This is a genomic window from Kyrpidia sp. (assembly GCF_023512215.1).
Taxonomy (GTDB): domain Bacteria; phylum Bacillota; class Bacilli; order Kyrpidiales; family Kyrpidiaceae; genus Kyrpidia; species Kyrpidia spormannii.
The window spans coordinates 25,462-46,684 of record NZ_JAILZZ010000021.1 but is presented as its reverse complement, the minus strand read 5'-3'; the positions used below and the strand labels follow the sequence as shown (position 1 = coordinate 46,684).

Here is a 21,223-nt window from a genome sequence, read left to right as displayed (position 1 = left end):
GGCCAAACTTTTTTCGATCGTACCACCGCCAACCACGTCCTCGCCCCGGTAAAACACCACCGCCTGCCCCGGGGTCACCGCCCGCTGAGGCTCATCGAACTCCACCCGGACCCGCCCTTCCTCTTCGGGGTAAAGGGTGGCCGCAGCTTCTGGGGCCCCGTAACGAATCTTCGCGTTCACCCGGATCGGGCCGTCCGGCCGGGGAAGGGAGACCCAATTCACCTTCGAAGCCACGAGGCCCTTCGCAAACACCCGCTCCCTGGACCCCAGCACCACCCGATTGCGCTCTGGCTGAATATCCACTACATATACGGGATGACCCACCGCCACCCCCAAGCCCTTTCGCTGGCCGATGGTGTAGAAAGGAACCCCTTCGTGCCGACCGACCACATGCCCTTCGGTGTCGACAAAATCCCCCGGCGCTACGGCTGAATCCCCCATCCTCCGACGGAGAAATTCTCCGTAATCCCCATTCGGGACGAAACAGATGTCCTGGCTCTCCGCCTTGTTCGCCACCCGGAGCCCAAATTCCCTCGCCATCTCCCGAACCTCCGACTTCTCGTACTCCCCGAGGGGGAACAAGGTCCGGGCGAGCTGTTCCTGAGTCAGGTGATACAGGACATAGGTCTGGTCTTTTCGCCGGTCCTCCGCCTTGCGCAACACATAGCGACCCCGGGATTCGTCGTACAGTACCCGGGCGTAATGTCCCGTGGCCAGGTAGTCCGCCCCGAGATCCAACGCCTGCTCGAGGAGCAGGTCGTACTTCATATACATGTTGCAGGCAATGCAGGGGTTCGGCGTCCGTCCCCGCTTGTATTCGTCTTCAAAATACTGAATGACCCGTTTTTCGAAAGCCTCGCGGTAATTGACGGCGTAAAAAGGAATCCCCAGCGTCTGACAGACCCGCCGGGCGTCGCTCACATCATCCACCGAGCAGCACCCCCGGCCGGAAGAAGTCTCTTCTCCCCCCCGCAGCCGCATGGTAATTCCGATCACATCGTATCCTCGTTCCTTGAGCAGGGCGGCGGTGACCGAACTGTCCACGCCGCCGCTCATGGCAACCACCACGGTCCCCTTATCCATGGCCACCGGGCCGGACCAATCGCCGGGCGATCCGCCCCACCGCGCGTCCGGCCTCCCGCACCTCCTCCTCTGTGGTTTGTATCGAAAAGCTAAAACGCAAGGAACTTCGCACCACCGCGTCCCCGAGGCCCATCGCCTGCAGTACATGGGAGGGCTCTAAAGACCCGGAAGTACACGCCGAACCGCTCGACGCCGCAATTCCGTGCAAATCGAGATTCATCAACAGGGTCTCCGCCGAAACCCCGGGAAACGCGACATTCAAGATGGCGGGAATGCCGTCTTCCGGGGAGTGAACCAGGACCTTGCCAAACTCCTCCCGGACTGCACCGAGAAAAACTTCTCTCAACCGAGCCGCGTGGTCCAAACCCGCAGTTCGCCTCGCCTTGAGCCAGGCTGCCGCCGCGCCAAATCCGACGATGCCCGGGACATTCTCCGTGCCCGCCCGTCTCCCCCGTTCCTGGGTTCCGCCGTACAGGAGCGGCACCCAGGGAGTGCCCTTCCGGACATAGAGGGCGCCGATCCCTTGGGGCCCGTGCAGTTTGTGGGCGGACACGGACAGCAGATCACAGCCGACCGCATCCACCTCCACCGGGAGCCACGGCACTGCCTGGACCGCATCGGTGTGAAAAAGGATGCCCCGCTCCTTGGCCAATGCGCCGATATCCCGCACGGGCTGAACCGCCCCGGTTTCGTTGTTCACCCACATGACGCTGACTAAAACCGTGTCCGGCCGAAGCGCCCTGGCCACGTCTTCGGCCCCCACCACACCCCTTGGCCCCGGATGGACATAGGTGACCTCAAACCCCCACTCCTCCAAGTGCCGAGCAGTGTACAACACCGCATGGTGCTCGATGGCCGTGGTCACCACGTGCCGACCTCGGTCCCGCAGAGCCAAAACGGCACCGACTAACGCGGCGTTGTCCGCCTCCGTGCCTCCGCTGGTGAACACCACTTCTGCCGCAGTGGCGCCAATCAGCGCCGCCACCGCCTCCCGGGCATCCTCCACAGCCGCCTTGGCTCTGCGGCCGAACTCGTGAATACTCGACGGATTCCCCACCCGTTCTTCCAAGTGGCGGGCCATGGCTTCCCGCACTTCCGGCAGCACGAAGGTGGTCGCCGCGTGGTCCAAATAGATGGCCCTCATCGGCTCCACCTCACTTGTTTTTCTTAAATGTAGTACATCAAACCGTCATCTGTGCCCTGGCGCATCATCTCCGCGAGATCAACCAGGGTCGTTCGGTCCAACACGGCATTGATGGCATCCCGCACTTCATCCCACAGCCGGCGAAGACCCGTCGGTTCATCTTCCACCACGGTGATGGGGCCCTCCAGAACCCGGACGATATCCCCGGCCGTAATCTCCTGGGCGGGTTTGGCAAGCACATACCCCCCGTACGCGCCGCGGATACTTTTGACAAGCCCGGCGTTGCGCAGAGGCGCAATCAACTGCTCCAGATAATGTTCCGACAGATTCTGGCGCTCGGCGATGGATTTCAGGGACACCGGCTGGTCCCCACTGTTGATCGCTAAATCCACCATCAACGTAATCCCGTAACGACCTCGGGTCGACAATTTCATGGAGTCCCACTCCCTTCGACTTGGTGCTTTCCCCCGCCCGTGATCTTCTCGCCCGCCTCCTCCCTCTTTTCGCCCGGGGACTGCTCTTCTTTCCAGCGCGCGGCCATGAAGCGAGCGATTTGCTGCTCGTGGCCCTGATCGCTGGGCCGGTAATACCGCCGGGGTGCAATTCCCGGAGGCAGATAGGACTGTTCCACCCAGTGGCCAGGATAATCGTGGGGATAGAGATACCCTTCTCCGTGACCCATGGCCTTTGCACCGCTATAATGGGCATCCCGGAGATGGCGGGGGACAGTCAGGTCCAGCCCTTTCCCGACATCTGCCAACGCTTTCTCCAGCGCCATATAACTGGCATTGCTCTTTGGCGCCGTGGCCAAATAGGTCGTGGCCTGAGCGAGGGGGATCCTCCCTTCGGGCATGCCGAGCCACTGAACCGCTTGAAAAGCCGACACCGCCACCACCAGTCCCTGTGGATCGGCGTTCCCAATGTCTTCGCTGGCCAGAATCACCAACCGCCGTGCGATAAACAGCGGGTCCTCCCCCGCCTTGAGCATTTTCGCCAACCACAACAGCGCCGCGTCGGGGTCTGAACCCCGGACCGATTTAATGAAGGCGGAAATGGTGTCATAATGGACGTCCCCTTCCCGATCGTAAACCACCGCCCGGCGCTGAATGGACGCCTCCGCCACCTCCAGCGTGACAACAATCCGGCCCCGGTCGTCCGGAGCGGTCGTCAAGGCGGCTAGCTCCAGGGCGCTTAGCAGCCTGCGGGCGTCTCCTTCACAGTAGCGCACCCAGTGATCCAATGCCTCCTCCCGCACCTCCAGAGGCATCGTACCCAGCCCCCGTTCTTTATCCGCAATGGCCCGCCTCGCGATCGTTTTTAAGTCTTCCGGACCGAGCGGGTGCAGGGCGAACACTTGGGAGCGGGACAGGAGCGCCTTGTTGACCTCAAAATACGGATTTTCCGTGGTCGCCCCGATGAGGATGATCAGCCCGTCCTCGACGTGAGGCAGCAGGGCATCCTGCTGGGCCTTATTGAAACGATGGATCTCGTCAATAAACAATGTGGTTTTCTGCCCATACATCCCCAAACGTTCCCGGGCGTCATCCACGATTCGTCTTAAATCCGCTACCCCCGCAGTCACGGCGCTAAGGGTGACGAAAGCAGAGCGGGTGTACCCCGCGATCAGCCGAGCCAGGGTCGTTTTACCCACGCCCGGAGGTCCGTAAAAGATCACCGAAGTGAGTCGGTCCGCCTCAATGGCTCGACGAAGAAGGGTGCCAGGGCCCACCACATCCTCCTGGCCCACGAGTTCGTCAAGGGTCGCCGGACGCATGCGGGCCGCCAGAGGAGCGTTCATCCGTTTCTCCTGCTCAGCGCGATAGGAAAACAGATCCATTTTCCGCCCTTCTTTCACCCGTAACTTCATCATTATACTCTACTTTCCAACATAAAAAAACAACGGGCCCTCGCCCGTTTTCGATGATCCTTCATATATGGGGTAAGAGCCCTGCCATGCCGTGTCCCTGAGTTTTGAACCTGCCCTCGGCAGGTGGGTGACCTGCGTCACGGTTTACATGTCCACCCGAAGATGGCTTATGCGCTCCGCGCCGACCCCGGTCTCCCTTTTAAACGGTGTTGGCTCAAAACTTCACGATAGATCACTAACACAGAAGGGCCCAAACCTACGGATCGTCGCGGTATCGCGAGCTCGGCCGCTCGCTCTCCGCATCTTTATGGTACCACATCACTTCACACTGTGCAATGGAGAAATTCTCCGTCACGGACTCTTGTCCGGCCTATTGTCGGGCCGTCACGCCATCCGGCCGGATGTGCAACTCCCGCCATTGCTCTTCCGAGATCTCCGAAGGAGCACCAGTCAAGAGGCACGAGGCGCTGGCCGTTTTCGGGAAAGCGATACACTCCCGAATGGAGGACTTCCCCGCCATAAGCATCACGACCCGGTCGAATCCGAAAGCCATTCCCCCGTGGGGAGGGGCCCCGTATTCAAAGGCCTCCAACAAAAAGCCGAATTTCTCCCGAGCCTCTTCCATCGAGAACCCGAGGGTCCGGAACATCGCCTCCTGGATCTCCCGGCGATAAATGCGCAGACTGCCGCCTCCGATCTCATAACCATTGAGCACCATGTCGTAAGCCTGAGCCCGTACCCGCCCCGGGTCTCGTTCCATCAAATCCACATCTTCCCAGCGAGGCATCGTGAAGGGATGATGTTCCGCCACCCATCGTTTTTCCTCTTCATCATAGCTAAACAGCGGAAAATCGGTGATCCATGCGAAGGCGAAAGACCCGTCGTCGATCAGCCCGAGTCTGCGCCCCAAATGTAACCGCAGTTGCCCCAACACCTCCGCGCAGATCTCCGGCCGGTCGGCCACAAAAATAAGCAGGTCCCCGGCCTCGGCGCCGAGCTCCCGGCGGATGGCGGCGAGTTCCTCGTCGGTGAAAAATTTGGCGATGGGGGATTTGACCCCTTCATCGGTAATGACCATCCACGCCAGGCCCTTAGCCCCCAGCTGTCCGGCCAGTGCCCCCAAATCGTCGATTTCCTTGCGGCTGAACCCTCCGCATCCCTTGGCGTTGAGCCCGCGCACCGCCCCACCGGAATTCACCGCGCTCTGAAACACCCGAAATCCACAGGTTTTAACCGTCTCCGTCACGTCCCGAATCTCCAGACCGAACCGCAAGTCCGGTTTATCTGAGCCGTACCGGAGCATCGCTTCATCATAGGGTATCCGCCGAAACGGGAGTGGAACCGTCACGCCGAGCAGTTCCTGAAACAACTCCGCCATCATCCGCTCCATCAATTCCTGGAACTCCGCCAGGGGCATAAAGGACATTTCAATATCGATCTGGGTAAACTCGGGCTGGCGATCCGCCCGGAGATCTTCATCCCGGAAACACCGCACGATCTGAAAATACCGTTCGAACCCCGAGACCATCAACAGTTGCTTGAACAGCTGAGGGGACTGGGGCAGGGCATAGAATTGTCCGGGGTGCACCCGGCTGGGGACGAGATAGTCCCTGGCCCCTTCTGGCGTCCTGCGGGTCAACATGGGGGTCTCGATTTCCATGAACCCGTGGCGGTCCAAGAACCGCCGGACCAGTTGCATGGCCCGGTGCCGCAGCAAAAACGTCCGCTGCATCTCCGGCCGCCGCAAATCCAAGTATCGAAACCGCAAACGCACCGACTCATCCACATCGATGCCGTCCTCAATCGGAAAGGGGGTCGGCTTCGACCGGTTGAGCAATTCCACCTCCCGGGCCCTCACTTCGATGGTCCCCGTCTCCAAATTCGGATTGACGGTATCCGGATCCCGGGCCACCACATCCCCCCGCACGCTGATCACATATTCGTTGCGCACGAGATCCGCCACCGCAAAGGCAGCCTCTCCAAACTCTGGACTCGACACCACTTGAACGATTCCACTGCGGTCCCGCAGATCCAGAAAAATCACTCCACCCAGATCCCGCCGCCGCTGGACCCAGCCGCTGAGAACCACCTCCCGGCCGATGTCGGACTCGCTTAGCCGTCCGCACATCGCGGTGCGCGTTAACGATTCCTTACCTGCCTGTGCCATGCTCGGTCTCCTTCCACCATGACTCCAATTCCAGAGCGGGCAGCTCTCGTTGTTCACCGCCCGTCAAATCCTTCACGATCACTACCCCCCGTCGCCGTTCCTCCTCTCCGAGGATGAGGGCCCACCGGGCACCCAGTCGGTCCGCCGCCTTCAACTGGGCTTTGAGGCTTTTCCCTTCGAACCCCCGCTCCGCCCGACAGCCCAAGGCCCGCAGGCGGCGCAGCCACCCCGTCAGCTCCACCGACGCCTCATCCCCGAGAGCGATGCCGAACACATCCACACCGGCTTCTGAGGCCCCCTCGCCCCGACGCTGCTCAAGGGCCAAGATCAAGCGCTCCAACCCGGCGGCAAATCCGATCCCGGGCACCGAAGGGCCTCCCAGCTCCTCCACCAACCCGTTGTAACGGCCTCCGCCCAGCACCGTGCCCTGGGCCCCGATTCCTTCTTCCACCACTTCGAAGGCTGTGCGGGTATAATAATCGAGACCCCTGACTAGCCGGGGGTTGATCTCGTAGGCAATGCCGGCGGCGTCGAGATGGCGGTGCAACCCCTCATCATGAGCCCGGCACTCGTCGCACAACGCCTCCCCGATCCTGGGCGCCCTCTGGGCGAGAGCCTTGCAGGTCTCCCGCTTACAATCGAGTAGCCGCAATGGGTTGCGTTCCAATCGGTCCTGGCAATCCTCACACAGCTGTTCTCGCAACGGTCGGTAGTACGCCAGCAGGCGCTCCCGGTACACCGGCCGGCACTGGGAACAGCCCACGCTATTCAATTCCAGCCGCAGTCCTTTCAAACCGATATCTTCCACAAAATCCAGGCCCAGGGCAATCACCTCGGCGTCCACGGCCGGGTCCGCCACCCCGAACACTTCGACCCCGAACTGGTGAAACTGGCGCTGCCGTCCAGCCTGAGGTCGCTCATAACGAAACATCGGGCCGAGATAAAACCATTTGACGGGCTGTGGCCCACCGTAAAACTTGTGCTCCACATAAGCCCGAACGGCCCCTGCCGTGCCTTCCGGGCGCAGGGTCATGCTGCGGCCGCCGCGATCATTAAACGTGTACATCTCTTTTTCCACGATATCGGTGTTCTCCCCGACCCCCCGCTGAAACAACTCCGTGTGCTCCAGAATCGGGGTACGCACCTCGGAAAAACCGTATCGTGCACAAATTCGCCGGGCCGCCTCCTCGATCTCATGCCACAGGGACGCCTCCTGGGGCAGGATGTCGTGCATCCCCCGCGGTCGCTGTGTCAACACCCCGAATCCCTCCTTCGCCACGGGAGACGGGGCCGACCCGTCCCCCACACGCAAACAAAAAACCCGCCCCGGGGCGCAGGGACGGGACTGACATCCACCTGCCACTCAGCATCATGATAGCGAACAGGCCGACCCAACGTCAAGAAACTGGGCGCCGGCATTCCCGAAAGTGGACAGGAATCTATAGTCAATCCATCTCCGCTGTGCTACACTGATCCCAGTTTTGCGTCGCATTGCGACAGTCTCTGCCAGAAAGCGGGTTGCGCACATTATGGGCAAACGATTCGCCATCATCGTCGGGACCCGTCCGGAAATCATCAAGATGGCACCGGTGATTCGGGAATGTGAGAGGAGAAAGGTCGACTATCGCCTGGTCCACAGTGGCCAACATTACGACCACGCCATGGATCGGGCGATTTTTGAACAATTCCAACTTCCCGATCCTCACGTCAATCTGCGGGTGGGATCCGGACGGCACGGCGAAGTCACGGCACGCATCTTGGAACGATTCGAGGCGTACATCCTGCAAGAAGACATTCGGGCCGTCCTCGTGCACGGCGATACGAACACCACCTTGGCGGGCGCCTTGGCAGCTGCGAAACTCAACCTCCCCATCGGTCACGTGGAGGCGGGGTTGCGAAGTTTCGACCGCACCATGCCCGAGGAGGTCAATCGGGTTCTCGCGGATCACGTCGCCACCCATCTTTTTGCCCCTACCCCTGCGGCGGTGGACAACCTTCGGGCTGAGGGAATCGAAAATGGGGTCTACTTAACCGGCCAAACTGCTGCGGACGCCATTGAGTTCCTGCGGCCGGGCTTGGCGGAACATCCGATCTTGAACGAACTTCATCTCAAACCGGGCGCGTACGTGTATCTGACGCTGCACCGGCAGGAGAATACGGACCACCGGGAACGCATGGATCTTTTGATCCAAGGGATCGAGAGGGTCGGAAAAGAACTCGGCTTCACCATCGTCTGCGCCCTTCACCCCCGAACCCGGGGGCGGCTGATCGAATACGGCTGGCTCGACCGATTCTACGGCATCCCGGGGATACGAGTGGTCTACCCCCCGGTGGACGTTTTTGCTTCTTTGGCCCTACAGTCCCAGGCGGCCGTCGTGCTCACCGACAGCGGAGGACTCCAAGAGGAAGCGTGTATGCTCGGCGTCCCCTGCGTCACGCTGCGGGAGAACACCGAGCGACCGGAAACTTTAGCCATCGGATCCAATCGCTTGGCGGGATACCATCCGGACACCATCGTTGAGGCGGTGTCAATGATGGCCCGGGCTCCCCGGGGGTGGACACACCCGTATGGGGACGGCCGGGCAAGCATTCGGATTCTGGACATTTTTCTCGCCGAGTGAGCATACGCGCCCAGGGGATTGCATAGCCATGGGGGAAGGAGCCTGGACAAGCCCAGAGAGGAGGGATTTTTGTGCCGCCTTCGACGTTCACTCGACTCGCCGCCACCGCCGCCCTCGGCCTTCTCATCATTCTCCCGGGCTGCGGGCCCGCCGCTCCGATGCAGGCTCCCGCACCGGCACCGGCTCCCGCTCCGGCGCCGAGCCCACCCACCACTTCTGCCCCTCCACCTCTCGGCGGCACATTAGCCGTGATGATCGACAATCTCCAACAGGCCCGCCCTCAAGCGGGGGTCGACCAGGCGGCCGCGGTGGTGGAGGCCCTGGCCGAAGGACCCATCACGCGCTTCGAGGTGTTCGTCGATCACAAGGTGGCGAAAATCGGACCGGTGCGCAGCCTCCGGCCGTATTTTGCCACCTTGGCCGAATCCCTGGGGGCGCCGACAGCTCACGCCGGCGGCAGTCCCGACGCCCTGAACATGGTCCGCCGGGGCGGCTGGCCGGATCTGGACCAGATCTACAATGCCGGTTCCGCCTTTTGGCGGGATCCCCATCGCCAGGCCCCCCACAACCTGTATACCAGTACGGACAAGTTGATGGCGGCCGTTCAGGCGAAAGGATATTCCCTTGGAGAGCCGGTACCCATCCCCAGGGGCGAGATGATGGAGTCGGGGACACCCGCCAAGGCCGTGCAACTGCATTGGTACGACTACTCGGCATCCTGGACCTGGAACGGAAGCCAGTACGTGCGCAGCGAAAACGGTACGCCCCACGTGATGGATGATGGAACGCGGATTGAGAGTCAGAATATCGCGGTGATGGTAGCTCCGGATCGGATCATCGATCAGGCGGGACGCCGTCAGATCACATTGACAGGGTCGGGCCAGGGGTGGTTTTTTCGATCGGGCCAAATGTTTGAAGGAACCTGGAGCCGCACTTCGACAGGCTGGTTTCAATTTTCGACCGCGCAAGGCCCCATGAAATGGGCGGAGGGGCCCTTGTGGATTGAAATTATTTCTAGGCCATCCTGGCTCAGCGTTTCCTGAGCCAGCCCCCCTAAGTTCGCAACTTTCAAATCACCTTTACACCTTTTCAAAAAAAGGTGTTTATACGACAATAGAAAGCAACGGACCCGCAGAGCAGCAGATGAGGGGGAAAAGGATGACACCGAGAGTACTGGTCATCGAAGCGGAACCTCGCATCGCTCGCCAAGTTGCACTGAATTTAAGAAAAAACGGATTCATTCCCACCGTTGTCCCCCGCGGCCGCCTGGGGTTAGCGGCGGTGCAGGAACGAGCTCCGGACATTGTCATCCTCGACGCTTCGGTCCCAGACATGTCCTGGGACCTTTGTCGAACATTGCGGCAGATCCCCGATCGATTTCTGCTACTCCTGTTGGGCCGACAATGGCTACAGGATACCGACCCGGCGGACAGACGTTCCAATGATTACGCCGACGGTTGGATGCCCAAGCCCTTTCGGCCCGATGAACTGCCCGAACGGGTGCGCGCAATTCTGTTTCGGGGGCGAAAGGAACCGATCTTTGCACGAAGGCTGCGCTTCAACGATGGGGATCTGGAGGTCGACGTCTACCGGCGCACCGCGTATCGCGGAGAACGACAGATTCCACTGACTCCCACGGAGTACATGCTGTTGTTGATGTTGGCCCGCTCGCCCGGGGTAACCATTTCGAGACAAGAATTGTCCGACTGGGTGCTGGGCCCGGATTTTGTTGGAGATTCCCGAACCATCGACGCCCATGTGAAAAACCTTCGGGCCAAGATTGAGGACCAACCGAAACATCCGAAGTACATTAAAACCGTCTATGGCACAGGATATCGCTTTCAGGGGAAACTGGATGATATTCCTTCGTAAACACGCTCACACACGCCTGATGTTGGGGGATCAGCTCTCATTCTCTTCTGCGGGTCCGTGAACGATCCCCCGGTTTCCCGACAACCAGGAGGATCAAAACCGACGAAAACCGTTCACATCCGAGTCCGGCGAACTGCCGAACCGCAGAAGCCGCCTTCGAAGCCGCCCGGGCGGCCCTTCGTCGTGGCCTTATCGACCACTGTTCTGACGATACCGGATTGATCAAAGACGATTTTGCAGGAAGGGGTCACAAGTATGGAACAAACGGGGTCGGTCAATCGCCCGGAATCCGCGCGGTGTTATGAAAGGGCACAAAAGGTCATTCTCGGCGGAGTCAACAGCCCCTCCCGGGCATTTAAAGCCGTGGGCGGGGGGGCACCGGTCTTCATCACCCGCGGCCAAGGGGCATATCTGTGGGATGTGGATGGCCATCGATATATTGATTACCTTTGCGCCTACGGTCCGGTGATTCTCGGCCACGCCCATCCAGAAATCACCGCTACCCTGACCCGGGCCGGAGAAGACGGGATTCTGTTTGGAACACCTACAACATGGGAAACGGCCCTGGCCGAAACCCTCCGATCGGCCATTCCGTCCATGGAACGAATTCGGTTTGTCAACAGCGGAACCGAAGCGGTCATGAGCGCGATCCGGGTGGCCCGGGCCGCCACCGGCCGGAACAAGATCGTCAAGTTCGAGGGTTGTTACCACGGCCATTCGGATCTTGTCCTCGTGGCCGCGGGCTCCGGTCCTTCTACGGTGGGGACGCCGGACAGCGCCGGGGTCCCCCAAGGCATCGCCGAGGATGTCGTGACCGTCCCCTACAACGATCTCGATGCCCTGAGCCAGGCTTTCGACCATTTTGGCAAAGAGATTGCGGCTGTCCTCGTGGAGCCCGTGGTGGGGAACTTCGGCATCGTCCTCCCCCATCCCGGGTTCTTGGAGGGAATCCGGGATCTCGCCCGGGACCGGGGGGCTCTGGTGATCTACGACGAGGTCATTACCGGTTTTCGCTTTCATTTTGGAGGGGTTCAGACGCTGTTCGGCGTTGAACCCGATCTCACAGCTCTGGGGAAAATCGTCGGCGGAGGGCTCCCCATCGGGGCATACGGAGGGCGGGCGGAAATCATGGAGCGGGTGGCGCCCTTAGGACCCACCTACCAAGCCGGCACCATGGCCGGAAACCCTCTTTCGATGCGAGCAGGACTCACCTGCCTGGATATCCTGTCCCGGCCGGGCACCTATGAAAAGATGGATCTCCTGGGAGACCGCCTGGAAAGAGGCCTTTTGGACGTGGCCCAAAACCACGGTGTCGAGGTCACCATCAATCGCCTGAAAGGGGCGCTGACCCTCTTTTTTGGCAATCGGCCCGTCCACAACTATGAAGACGCGAAAGCTTCCCGGTCAGATCAATTTGCCCGCTTTTTTCATGAAATGCTCAACCGGGGCGTGCATCTGGCCCCTTCGAAATACGAAGCTTGGTTCCTCACCATTGCGCACACAGAACGAGATATCGATGAGACCCTCGAAGCTGCGGACGCGGCTTTTGCCGCCGTGGCCAAGGACGTGCCTTGACCCATTCAACAAGTGGCCTTCGCCCCCGGAGTACTCACCGGGGGCGAAGCGGCCAAAGGCTTTATCCTTAGACGAACCTTGCAGCGGCATTCAGACGGCGACGACTTCCTTGACCTCGGGAACCGCGGCCCGAAGTGCCCGCTCGATCCCCATCTTCAAGGTCATGGTGGACATCGGGCATCCCCCGCAGGCGCCGATCAGGTGCAGGGTCACCACACCGTCTTCGACATCCACCAACTCCACGTCTCCGCCGTCGAATTGCAAACCCGGCCGGATCCGCTCCAAAGCTTCTTCCACTTTCTCCCGAAGCATGAGCGCCTTCCCCTCCAATCCGTTTTTTTCAGTATAAAAACACAACGCGCAAAAGACAAGAATTGCAATCGGCCGAAAGCGGCAGTCCCGACGACGCTAACGCCCCCGGGCACCCGGGTCGTTCACCGCTACCGGCCCTCCCGCGTCTCCGCCGAGGCGGTCAGATCCTCCGTCGCAGAGGCCGATAACACTTCCTCCCGTTCATCAAGAACAGATGCCGGCTTTGGCCGCGGCCGGCTGCCCGGAATCCCTCGCCGCCGGCTCACTCCCCGAGCCCACCGATCGACGCCAAGACCTATCACGAAGGTCCAACCGTATGCGGCCATCACCCATACATACAGGGGTACAGGCTGGCCCGCCAGCCGGTGCCATTCCCACAACACCAAGGCGGCTAACGCCACGATCGCAGAGAGAATCGCCACCGCCCATTGTGCTTTTTTCATCTGAACATCCCTCCACAAGGGGTCCCCGCCTCTCCGGCCGAGCCCCGGGACCCTCGGGATCCCCACCGGGCAGGAAGACCATCAGTTCACCGGACGCACTAGAGAGACGGCTTGTCTTTCGGGCCGGATCAACTCCCGCAGCCGCGCCTCCACATCCTCCCGCTTCACTGTTTGCAAGGCCGGAATGGTGGCGAACAAATCCATGTCCTTAAAATGATAGGCCGTGATGTACCGGGCCAAGAACCGCAATGAATCGAGACTTTTCACGAACTGTCCGATCAACCGCTTGCGGCTTCTCTCCAGAATCTCGTCTCCAATCCCGTCCTTCTCCACCTGGCGCCACCCCTCGGCCACAACCTCCAGAAAACGTTCGGGTTCAGGGGTGTTGCCTCCGATCACCGCGTGGGCATAGCCTCGTCCGTAATCATACTCCCACCCGAAACTCTGATCAATCAGCTGCTTTTCGAACAATCGTCCGTACAGGGGACCGCCCTTTGTAAACAAGGCGTCGAACAGAAGAGAGGTCACCGTGTCTCTTTTCAACCCCTCCGCCCCCCGAACCTCCGTGCCGACATCCTTATACCCCACAAAAATTCGCGGGGTGTTCACCGGCATTTCGCACTCCTGGCGAGCTTGAAACACCCGGTCGGGTTCCGTCTCCGCCAATCGCTGAGCCGGTCCCTCGGCAGTGCGGCTTGCCTTTTTCGCCTGGTTCTTCTCCACCGTCTCAATCACCGTCTCCGGGTCGATTCCCCCGACCACCAACAGGTGCATATTCTGGGGGTGATAGAAGCCCCGGTAGCAGGTGTAAAGGTCTTCTTTGCTGATGGCTCGGATGCTCTCCACTGTACCCGCAATCTGAATACGCACCGGATGGTGTTCATAAAGTCCCTTGAGAAGCTGGTAATAGACCCGGGCATCCGGATTGTCCTCGTACATGCGGATCTCCTGGGCGATGATCCCCTTCTCTTTCTCCACAGTCTCGTCGGTAAAATACGGTTCGTCGACAAAATCCAAAAGGGTTTCGAGGTTTTCGAGGATATCATGGGTAGCTGAGAACAGATAGGCGGTCATATCAAAAGTTGTATAGGCGTTGGCCGATGCCGCCCGGGAAGCAAATAATCGAAACACATCCCCTTCTTTTTTCTCGAACATCTTGTGCTCAAGAAAATGCGCCACGCCGTCGGGGACTTTGATCTCCCGCCCGTCCCCGGATCGGAAGCGGTGGTCGATGGAGCCGAAATTCGTGGAATACGTGGCAAATACCTGGTTGTAGCCCGGCTTGGGCAACACCGTCACCGTCAGACCGTTCGCGCACCGGTGCTCCACTATGCGAACCCCCAACTGATCATACTTCCGTTCCCGCATCCTCTGTCCCCTCCTTTCCGCGCAAAAAATATACGGTATCCTTTTGAACCCTCCTGCCTACAGCAGCCACTTCCTCCTCTGTCACCGCATCCAAGGCCTCTATCATCTCCCCGGGCGAACGGGAGACACCGTGAAGAATTCCCGCCAGCCTCATGTCGATCATGCCGTAGGGCGAATCCTGCAACTCCCGGTACTGGTTTTGCAAACCGATCCGCGTCCAGGTCCACTCCTCGTCGTTGATCTCCCCCCGGGCCATGGCTTCCACTTGTCGGTCGACGATCTCCATCACCGTGTCCCGGTGATCGCTGGGAATCCCCGTCATCACGTACAAGACTCCCTTGTGGGCATCCAGGCGGCTAGACGCATAATAGGCCAAGTTTGCCCGTTCCCGAACATTGATGAACAATTTTGAATGGGGAAACCCACCCAATACCCCGTTGTACATCATCATCGCGGGAAAATCTTGATCCCGCCAAGCGGATCCCGTTCGATAACCGATATTCAGTTTCCCTTGTTGAATATCCATGACCTCTTCCACCATTTTAACCGGTCGATCGGCCATAAAGGGCTCCCCGGCAGACCAATCCCCCCGGACCCCTGCTCTCCCCCATTTCGCGGCAAAGGCCACCACCTGATCCGGGTCCACCGGCCCAGCCACAAACAGGTGAAAGGAGCCCCCGTCCCGGATCTGTTCATAGAGGGCATAGAGAGAAGCTCCGCTGATTTGGGCCAGGTCTTCTTCAAATCCGTATCTCGGGGCCGCATAAGCCTGGCCGGCGAACATCTCCGCTGTACAACGCTGGGCGGCATACAGCATTTTGTCGTCCATGAGACTTGCGATCCTTTTCCGGTGCTGCTCTTTTTCCCGATGGACGCGATCTTCCTCGAACCCATCCCCGACGACCAGGGGGTCCCATAACACTTGTCCCAGCAATTCTAATGCCGGGCGGGTCAAATCCAACCCCTCTGCGATTCTCTGCCCAGCCGGCACTTGCACGACAAACTCCAACGTGACCAGATCCCCTTTGCGTTTGGCATCCGCCTGGATCGAGGCCCCGTACAGATCGGAGAAGGCATTCTGAAGATCATCAAACTCCGGAAGGTTTCGAGTCCCTCTCAGGAGCACATGAGGAAGAAGCGTTGCGGCGGTCACTGTCTCCCGTTGTAGCGGCCACACCCAGTACGCCACCATGGTGATGGTGTGGAAACGACTGGTGGACCACAGGTGCACCTGTCCTCCCGGAACGGTCGTGCTTTCAAAGTCCTCACTCAAAGGATTCCCTCCTCGTCCATACCGTCACAACTCCTGTTCTCACTCTATTCCCATGATCGCCAAAAATAAAGCCCTCCTTACGGAGGGCACCTGGTTTCGTGGACATATTTTATTTTCTCGCTTTCATCCTTTTGGAATGGGTTGCCGCCCTCGTTTTGAAGTTATTTCATCAGAGCGCCGATTTTGGCCAGGTATCGGATCTGGCTCAAATCCTTAATGAAGTACGCCACTCGCCCGGAGGTCTTGTAATTGTTTCCGACTTTCCCCACAGCATCCCGGCCTCCCAGGGACGCCACCGTGCCGAGAATCTTGGGCACAAAGGGGGTCTTTGGGCGGCCTTGCAGGTCGGCGGCCAGATTGTGGGCTACGGAATTGCCCATCTGGATGGCAAGCTGAGCCGTGGGCGGATACGGCCGCCCCTGTTCATTCAGGACAAAGCAACAATCTCCGGCCATGTACACGTCATCGTAACCGACGGCCTGAAGATACTCGTTGACTTTAGCCCGCCCCCGGGGCTCGGTCTCGAATCCGGCGTCCACGACGATCTGATTGCCCCGTACACCGCCGGTCCAGATGATGGTCCGGCTTTGGATCACTCCTCCATCTTTCAGGTGAACGGCTCCAGGCTCCACCTGCACGATGGGCGATCCCACCTTGAAGATCACACCTTTGGCCTTGAGGACTTCTTCCGCTTTGGCCACCAGATCGGGCTCGAAACCGGGAAGAATCGAAGGCATTGCTTCAACGTTGTACAAGGTCACTTGTTCCCGGGGAATGTTACTTTCTTCACAAAGTCGGGGAAGCCAATCGGCGATCTCCCCCACCAACTCAATGCCCGTGAGTCCTGCACCGCCCACCACAAAAGTCAGCAACTCCGGCCGGGGATCCAACGGGTATTCCGCGAAGCAGCGCTCGATATGCGTGCGAATCAACCGCGCTTCATCGACGGACTTCAACGTCATGCCGTACTCCTTCATCCCCGGAATGCCAAAGTACTCTGTCTCGCTCCCCAAGGCCACCACCAGATAATCGTAGGAGAGCTCCCCACCCTCCAAGGTCACGACCTTTTCCTTTGGGTCAATCTTTGTTACCACATCCTGGACAAAGCGAATCGGCTTCCCGGCGAGCAACTTTTTGAGAGGAATCCGAACCTCCGTATCCCGTTTCGCCGCTGCCGCCGGTTCATACAACTGGGTCACCAGCTGGTGATAGTCGTATTTGTTGACGAGGGTGATGTCCACCGATCCGGCCGGCGTTCCTTTAGCCAGCTTCAGGGCGGCCACCAATCCTCCGTACCCCGCTCCCAAAACCACCACGCGCTTGTTCACCGATATCCCCCACACTTTGTGTTTTATTTCACAAACCCGTCACATTCTCATCATAGATCCCCTTTTGCAGTCTGTCAAGAGGATCGCTTGGACAAAAAGTGAGAAAAGAGGCCAAGATACACGATCAGCCCGGCGGTGGCCGCCGCCCCCGATTCTAGTCCCGCCTCGTCTGGAAACAACCACTGCGGTCCAAACCACTCCGCCACTGGTCCGCCCAGGGCGGGCACCCCCATACCAAAGAGAGGGCCTTGAAGACCGATCCACATCCAATGAAAACCCACCGCCCACCCGAGGGAATTGCTATTCTCCCGGGACTGGGCCAATAGCAAGCCCAATAAAAAGCGGTTGCATGCGAAGAGCGGCCCCGGAGCCCCCATCGCCGCATACAGGGCGTATAGCAACGCGCTTCCGACCACCGCGGGCCGAGAACCATACTGGCTGCGAAGGGTGGAGAATAAGTAGCCTCGAAAAGCCAGCTCTTCCCAAAGAGCCAAGAATGAGCAACTGATCAAACCCCGCCCGGGGGTGGCGCCGGAAAAACCCTTGGGCCAATGGACCCATCCCACTGCCCAAAACAGCGTGACGGCGCCCATCACGCCAATCGCCCCCCACAAAGCTCCCGAGGAGGCCTGGCGAGCAAAACCTTCCAGACGCAGCCCCATATGGGCGGGAGAACGGCCTTCGCCAAAGCGATACATCACCGGCACCAAGGCAGCGGCAACCAAGAGCACCCATCCACTGAGCCGGCCGTCGCCTCCCGACTCATTGAGAGCCCCTGCGTTAAGCCCTGTCACCACGAGCCCGGCCACTGCGACCAGTGCCGTGTACAAAATGAGCCGCGCCCACGGTGACAGACGCCTTCCATGTCCCCCCTCCGCCATGCAAACCCCTCCGTCCGCACCATCTCATCCTGTCCTCATCCTATGTCCGCCGATGGACAGACAGACCTTTTTGGCCGGCCTGTCTGCCGACCTCAAGGCCGTCCGCATATACATGGAAGAAGATCGGCAAAAAGGAGGAAGATGCGATGTTGGTCTGCCTAGACCCTGGACATGGGGGCTCCGACCCCGGGGCCACCTATGGAACCCTCTATGAGAAAACCCTCACCCTGGCCCTGGCTTTGGCGCTAGGCCGTCGCCTGGTGGACACGTATTCTGTGGATGTCATGTACACAAGACAAGATGATCGGTTCGTCGGCTTATCCGAACGGGCAAGAATTGCGAACGATGCCCGGGCCAATTTCTTTTTGTCGATTCACATCAACGCCGGCGGCGGGGAAGGGTATGAGGATTACATCTACCCCGGCACCGAGAAAGGAGCCACCGGCCGAATCCGGGACGTGTTGCACGATTATATCGCTCATTTTCTCCAGAAACTCGGGGTGGCGGACCGGGGGAAGAAAGAAGCGGATTTTGCCGTACTTCGGGAAACCGTGATGGATGCGGTGCTCCTGGAAGTCCTGTTTATCGACAGTGCCAAGGACCGCGCCTTGTTGGTCTCACCTGAATTCCAAGACCAGTTCGCAGCCGCGGCCGCCGCAGGGCTCGCCGACGCCCTGCAACTTCCCCTCCGGGGAACCCCCACGCCGGCTCCGACTCCGGCTCCGACCTCTTCCCCGGGGCCAGAAGTGTTATACCGCGTTCAGGTCGGCGCCTTCCACGACCGGCAGCGGGCAGATGCTTTGGCGGCTGAGCTTCGCCAAAAGGGGTACCCCGCTATTGTTTTGCCCGAATCAGTTGCGGGTCACTAGGGTCGATGGAGAGCCATACCGGTTCTCCTTCGGCAAAGGCGGCCCGCGCCCAGTCCCGATGGGGGATCAGGGCTCTGACCGTCAGGCGATGGGTATTCACTTCCACAAGGACGCCTTCGAGGTGCAATTGAATGCTGCCGACTGAGCCCGGGAATCGATTGGGGGACGCCGCTGCGGTCTCCCCTTCCCCCCGGGGCCACACCTTCCACGCGTACGATGGGATGTAAACCCACACGTCCTCCCATTCTCGGTACAACCAGTTCGACCAGATCATGAGGTCCACGGCGCCCTGGCCGGGATACAGGCGTACCAACATCCACGAGTGGCTCCTTTGGACGACCTGTCCCCGGAACACCCGACCTCCCCCCAAGATCGCCGCCACCTCTGGGGTGGCCGGTCGGTTCCATACGTCTTCCGTGGTGCCCTCCTGGACCAACCGGCCCTTCCAAAGCAGAGCAAGGCGGTTCGACCAGTGGAAAGCCTCCTCCACGTTTGAAACGGCTACCACCGCCGTGACTCGGGTCTCCCGAAGCCAGCTCCCGGCAAAGCTGCGCCACTGCTCCTTGCTCTCCTCGGGAATATCAGCCGTCGGTTCATCAATCAGAATCACCCGGGGACGGCTGGCCAGAGCCCGGATCAGCTCCACCCGGCGCCTGTCGAAGGAGTTCAACTGCCAGGGATAGAGATCGGCTAAAGCCTCAAGGTCAGCGAGGGAGAGCCAGCGACGAGCAAGGCGGGGGCGAGGCACGACAAAAGACAGATTCCGAAAAACCGTCATATGGGGAAAAAGGCCGTCCCGGGCAAAAAGAACCGCGATGTTGCGGTGCTCTACAGGTAGTTCCACCACCGACCGCCCCCCGACCCGGATATCGCCTGACAGGGGTCGGACGAAACCGGCAATCGTTTCTAAAAGGAGGGTTTTCCCGGCACCCTGGGGTCCGACCAAAGTGGCAATGTCTCCTTCCCCGACAAACCACCCCGGTATACGCAGGGAAAAACCGGGATCCCCCTCTACCGTCAACCCCTCGATCTCCAGACTCAACCGCGAAACCTCCCCAGCCGTCGCCCGACCCACAGCCGTATGCCGGCAACCAACACCCAGCTGAGGAGGCTGAACATGGCCCCGATTGCTGCCAGCTCCACCGCTTTTTCCGTCATTCCTTGTGAAAACCATTGATAAATACCGGTGCCCACGGTCAAGGGAAAGGGCACAACAAAGGCCAGGGCGGCGAATTCCCCGAAAGCTCGGGCAAACACCACGGCCGCCGCTCCGAGTAGCCCATCGGCGGCCAGGGGCAGAGTCACCTGTCGAAAGGTTTTGCCCGCCCCGGCTCCCAGGGTCCGGGAGACCCTCTCCAAATGAAGATCAACGGCATCGAATCCGCGCCGACTTTCTTCCACCGCAACCGGGAGGCTGACGAACACCATCGCCACGATGACGAGAGCGTAGCCAGCCCAGGAAGACCCACTTCCCAGCATCCCCCCGCAGGCCATCACCAGCGCGAGCCCCACCGCCGCCTGGGGGACGTGACCCGGGATCTGTAACAACACCCGGAGCGGCCTCCGGCGAAACCCAGGATCCCGACTCAGGCGATAACCCACCGCGATTCCAAACATCATGTCGATGGCCGTGGCGACAGCCGCCGCCACCGCTGTGCGCAGGACGATGGCCAGGACTGCCGTGGACACGGTGGCCTGCAACATCCAAGATACCCCAAGAACAAAAAGTGGCAACAGCAGTAAAACAGCCGCCACCGTCGCTGCGAGCGTTGCCGCAGTTCTCATCCGCCCCACCCCGAGCCGTTTCTGCCCTTAAGGTACCGGACGAGGGGCACGGCGTCAACGTCGATGCCGGCCTGCACCCCGGTGTCTAAAGCTGCGTTACTTGGATGGTCGGAGAAACGCGTAGCCGGGGAGAGACATCCGGCGTGACCACCCGCAAATATGCGGCTTCATCGCAGGTGGCGAATTTGCTGCAGCTGACACAATCCTTCCAGACTTTGTGAGGCAGGGTCTGCTTCTCCACGGGGTAGAACCCGCATTTTTCAAAGAAACGCCGCTGATAAGTCAAAGCGAGTACCTGGGGGATGCCTAGATGCCGGGCCTCTTCCGACAACCGATCCACCAACAGACCCCCGATCCCCTGCCCCCGGGCATCCGGCGCCACCGCCAAGGACCGGATCTCCGCCAAATCTGCCCAAAGGATGTGCAACCCCGCAACCCCCAGCAGTCGTTCACCCTCCACCGCCACACTGAAGCATTGGAGGGATTCGTACAAGGACAGCCGGGAACGCGGGAGAAGCAACCCTTGTTGTGCATAATAATCGATCAAGACATACATGGCGTCGACGTCTTCAACCACAGCTTTCCTCAATTCCATGCCCAAACTCCCCCATCCCCGCGGGCTCAGCGTGGGGAAT

20 protein-coding genes and 1 other RNA gene are annotated in these 21,223 nt (G+C 60.0%); 5 read left to right on the top strand and 16 right to left on the bottom strand.

The genetic code is table 11. The features are described 5' to 3' along the window. The 7 genes from mnmA to hisS form a co-directional block, all read right to left on the bottom strand. Nucleotides 1–1,083 (bottom strand): tRNA 2-thiouridine(34) synthase MnmA (mnmA, locus tag K6T64_RS09275; RefSeq protein WP_288009792.1); only part of this gene is annotated, 1,083 nt, incomplete at its 3' end. After that, nucleotides 1,076–2,227: a cysteine desulfurase family protein gene (locus K6T64_RS09270; RefSeq protein WP_288009790.1), complete on the bottom strand. Its 1,152-nt coding sequence runs from the start codon at nt 2,225–2,227 to the stop codon at nt 1,076–1,078. The genes mnmA and K6T64_RS09270, both read right to left, overlap by 8 nt. A 23-nt stretch (nt 2,228–2,250) precedes the next feature. Next, entirely contained in the window at nt 2,251–2,661 is a 411-nt protein-coding gene (cymR, locus tag K6T64_RS09265) for a cysteine metabolism transcriptional regulator CymR (protein ID WP_100668120.1), read from the bottom strand. Then, entirely contained in the window at nt 2,658–4,064 is a 1,407-nt protein-coding gene (locus K6T64_RS09260) for a replication-associated recombination protein A (RefSeq protein ID WP_288009788.1), read from the bottom strand. The genes cymR and K6T64_RS09260 overlap by 4 nt, the downstream gene beginning before the upstream one ends. A 104-nt stretch (nt 4,065–4,168) precedes the next feature. Continuing rightward, nucleotides 4,169–4,347, bottom strand: a non-coding RNA gene (gene ssrS, locus K6T64_RS09255) — 6S RNA. Nucleotides 4,348–4,464: 117 nt separating this feature from the next. Then, nucleotides 4,465–6,261 carry an aspartate--tRNA ligase gene (gene aspS / locus K6T64_RS09250; protein ID WP_100668121.1) on the bottom strand — a complete coding sequence of 599 codons (1,797 nt, stop codon included), beginning with the start codon at nt 6,259–6,261 and terminating at the stop codon, nt 4,465–4,467. Beyond that, a complete protein-coding gene (gene hisS, locus K6T64_RS09245; protein ID WP_288009786.1) occupies nt 6,245–7,519 on the bottom strand; it encodes a histidine--tRNA ligase in 1,275 nt (424 codons plus the stop codon). The genes aspS and hisS overlap by 17 nt, the downstream gene beginning before the upstream one ends. A gap of 271 nt (nt 7,520–7,790) precedes the next feature. Between hisS and wecB the strand changes: the two genes are divergently transcribed. From wecB to K6T64_RS09225, 4 genes are all read left to right on the top strand, one after another. Further along, nucleotides 7,791–8,882: a non-hydrolyzing UDP-N-acetylglucosamine 2-epimerase gene (wecB, locus tag K6T64_RS09240; protein ID WP_100668123.1), complete on the top strand. Its 1,092-nt coding sequence runs from the start codon at nt 7,791–7,793 to the stop codon at nt 8,880–8,882. A gap of 71 nt (nt 8,883–8,953) precedes the next feature. Further along, on the top strand, nt 8,954–9,925 hold the full coding sequence (locus tag K6T64_RS09235; protein WP_288009782.1) for a DUF3048 domain-containing protein: 972 nt from the start codon (nt 8,954–8,956) through the stop codon (nt 9,923–9,925). 115 nt (nt 9,926–10,040) lie between these two features. Then, nucleotides 10,041–10,754: a response regulator transcription factor gene (locus K6T64_RS09230; protein WP_198592002.1), complete on the top strand. Its 714-nt coding sequence runs from the start codon at nt 10,041–10,043 to the stop codon at nt 10,752–10,754. Between the two features lie 255 nt (nt 10,755–11,009). Then, the gene (locus K6T64_RS09225; protein WP_288009781.1) at nt 11,010–12,329 is read left to right on the top strand and encodes a glutamate-1-semialdehyde 2,1-aminomutase; all 1,320 of its coding nucleotides are present in this window, start codon (nt 11,010–11,012) and stop codon (nt 12,327–12,329) included. Between the two features lie 90 nt (nt 12,330–12,419). Here K6T64_RS09225 and K6T64_RS09220 read toward each other — a convergent pair whose 3' ends face one another. The 6 genes from K6T64_RS09220 to K6T64_RS09195 all read right to left on the bottom strand — a co-directional run bounded on the left by K6T64_RS09220 (nt 12,420) and on the right by K6T64_RS09195 (nt 17,934). Further along, nucleotides 12,420–12,641 (bottom strand): NifU family protein, encoded by a 222-nt coding sequence (locus K6T64_RS09220; protein WP_100668127.1) that lies wholly within the window; start codon nt 12,639–12,641, stop codon nt 12,420–12,422. 128 nt (nt 12,642–12,769) lie between these two features. Continuing rightward, nucleotides 12,770–13,084 carry a hypothetical protein gene (locus K6T64_RS09215; RefSeq protein WP_288009780.1) on the bottom strand — a complete coding sequence of 105 codons (315 nt, stop codon included), beginning with the start codon at nt 13,082–13,084 and terminating at the stop codon, nt 12,770–12,772. Between the two features lie 81 nt (nt 13,085–13,165). Beyond that, nucleotides 13,166–14,452, bottom strand: a complete 1,287-nt coding sequence (gene yfmH / locus K6T64_RS09210; RefSeq protein WP_288009779.1) for an EF-P 5-aminopentanol modification-associated protein YfmH — start codon at nt 14,450–14,452, stop codon at nt 13,166–13,168. Further along, complete coding sequence (gene yfmF / locus K6T64_RS09205) at nt 14,433–15,725, bottom strand: EF-P 5-aminopentanol modification-associated protein YfmF (protein ID WP_288009777.1); 1,293 nt, start codon at nt 15,723–15,725, stop codon at nt 14,433–14,435. Before yfmF ends, yfmH begins: the two co-directional genes overlap by 20 nt. 161 nt (nt 15,726–15,886) lie before the next feature. Continuing rightward, nucleotides 15,887–17,053 carry an NAD(P)/FAD-dependent oxidoreductase gene (locus K6T64_RS09200; RefSeq protein ID WP_288009775.1) on the bottom strand — a complete coding sequence of 389 codons (1,167 nt, stop codon included), beginning with the start codon at nt 17,051–17,053 and terminating at the stop codon, nt 15,887–15,889. A 74-nt stretch (nt 17,054–17,127) separates the two neighbouring features. Continuing rightward, nucleotides 17,128–17,934 (bottom strand): CPBP family intramembrane glutamic endopeptidase, encoded by an 807-nt coding sequence (locus tag K6T64_RS09195; protein WP_288009774.1) that lies wholly within the window; start codon nt 17,932–17,934, stop codon nt 17,128–17,130. Nucleotides 17,935–18,080: 146 nt separating this feature from the next. Between K6T64_RS09195 and K6T64_RS09190 the strand changes: the two genes are divergently transcribed. Continuing rightward, entirely contained in the window at nt 18,081–18,803 is a 723-nt protein-coding gene (locus K6T64_RS09190) for an N-acetylmuramoyl-L-alanine amidase (protein WP_288009772.1), read from the top strand. Here K6T64_RS09190 and K6T64_RS09185 read toward each other — a convergent pair. From K6T64_RS09185 to K6T64_RS09175, 3 genes are all read right to left on the bottom strand, one after another. Continuing rightward, complete coding sequence (locus K6T64_RS09185; protein ID WP_288009770.1) at nt 18,769–19,845, bottom strand: ABC transporter ATP-binding protein; 1,077 nt, start codon at nt 19,843–19,845, stop codon at nt 18,769–18,771. The genes K6T64_RS09190 and K6T64_RS09185 overlap by 35 nt on opposite strands. Continuing rightward, nucleotides 19,842–20,588, bottom strand: coding sequence for an ABC transporter permease subunit (locus K6T64_RS09180; protein WP_288009768.1), 747 nt, complete (start codon nt 20,586–20,588; stop codon nt 19,842–19,844). Before K6T64_RS09180 ends, K6T64_RS09185 begins: the two co-directional genes overlap by 4 nt. An 85-nt stretch (nt 20,589–20,673) precedes the next feature. After that, a complete protein-coding gene (locus K6T64_RS09175) occupies nt 20,674–21,183 on the bottom strand; it encodes an N-acetyltransferase (RefSeq protein WP_170085929.1) in 510 nt (169 codons plus the stop codon). Between the last annotated feature and the right edge of the window lie 40 nt (nt 21,184–21,223).

Coding starts and splice junctions, on each gene's coding strand:
- K6T64_RS09180 (WP_288009768.1), bottom strand. CDS start 20,588: ATGAGAACTGCGGCAACGCTCGCAGCGACGGTGGCGGCTGTTTTACTG.
- K6T64_RS09225 (WP_288009781.1), top strand. CDS start 11,010: ATGGAACAAACGGGGTCGGTCAATCGCCCGGAATCCGCGCGGTGTTAT.
- K6T64_RS09195 (WP_288009774.1), bottom strand. CDS start 17,934: ATGGCGGAGGGGGGACATGGAAGGCGTCTGTCACCGTGGGCGCGGCTC.
- yfmH (WP_288009779.1), bottom strand. CDS start 14,452: ATGCGGGAACGGAAGTATGATCAGTTGGGGGTTCGCATAGTGGAGCAC.
- aspS (WP_100668121.1), bottom strand. CDS start 6,261: ATGGCACAGGCAGGTAAGGAATCGTTAACGCGCACCGCGATGTGCGGA.
- wecB (WP_100668123.1), top strand. CDS start 7,791: ATGGGCAAACGATTCGCCATCATCGTCGGGACCCGTCCGGAAATCATC.
- cymR (WP_100668120.1), bottom strand. CDS start 2,661: ATGAAATTGTCGACCCGAGGTCGTTACGGGATTACGTTGATGGTGGAT.
- K6T64_RS09230 (WP_198592002.1), top strand. CDS start 10,041: ATGACACCGAGAGTACTGGTCATCGAAGCGGAACCTCGCATCGCTCGC.
- K6T64_RS09190 (WP_288009772.1), top strand. CDS start 18,081: ATGTTGGTCTGCCTAGACCCTGGACATGGGGGCTCCGACCCCGGGGCC.
- K6T64_RS09215 (WP_288009780.1), bottom strand. CDS start 13,084: ATGAAAAAAGCACAATGGGCGGTGGCGATTCTCTCTGCGATCGTGGCG.
- K6T64_RS09270 (WP_288009790.1), bottom strand. CDS start 2,227: ATGAGGGCCATCTATTTGGACCACGCGGCGACCACCTTCGTGCTGCCG.
- K6T64_RS09260 (WP_288009788.1), bottom strand. CDS start 4,064: ATGGATCTGTTTTCCTATCGCGCTGAGCAGGAGAAACGGATGAACGCT.
- K6T64_RS09220 (WP_100668127.1), bottom strand. CDS start 12,641: ATGCTTCGGGAGAAAGTGGAAGAAGCTTTGGAGCGGATCCGGCCGGGT.
- K6T64_RS09175 (WP_170085929.1), bottom strand. CDS start 21,183: ATGGAATTGAGGAAAGCTGTGGTTGAAGACGTCGACGCCATGTATGTC.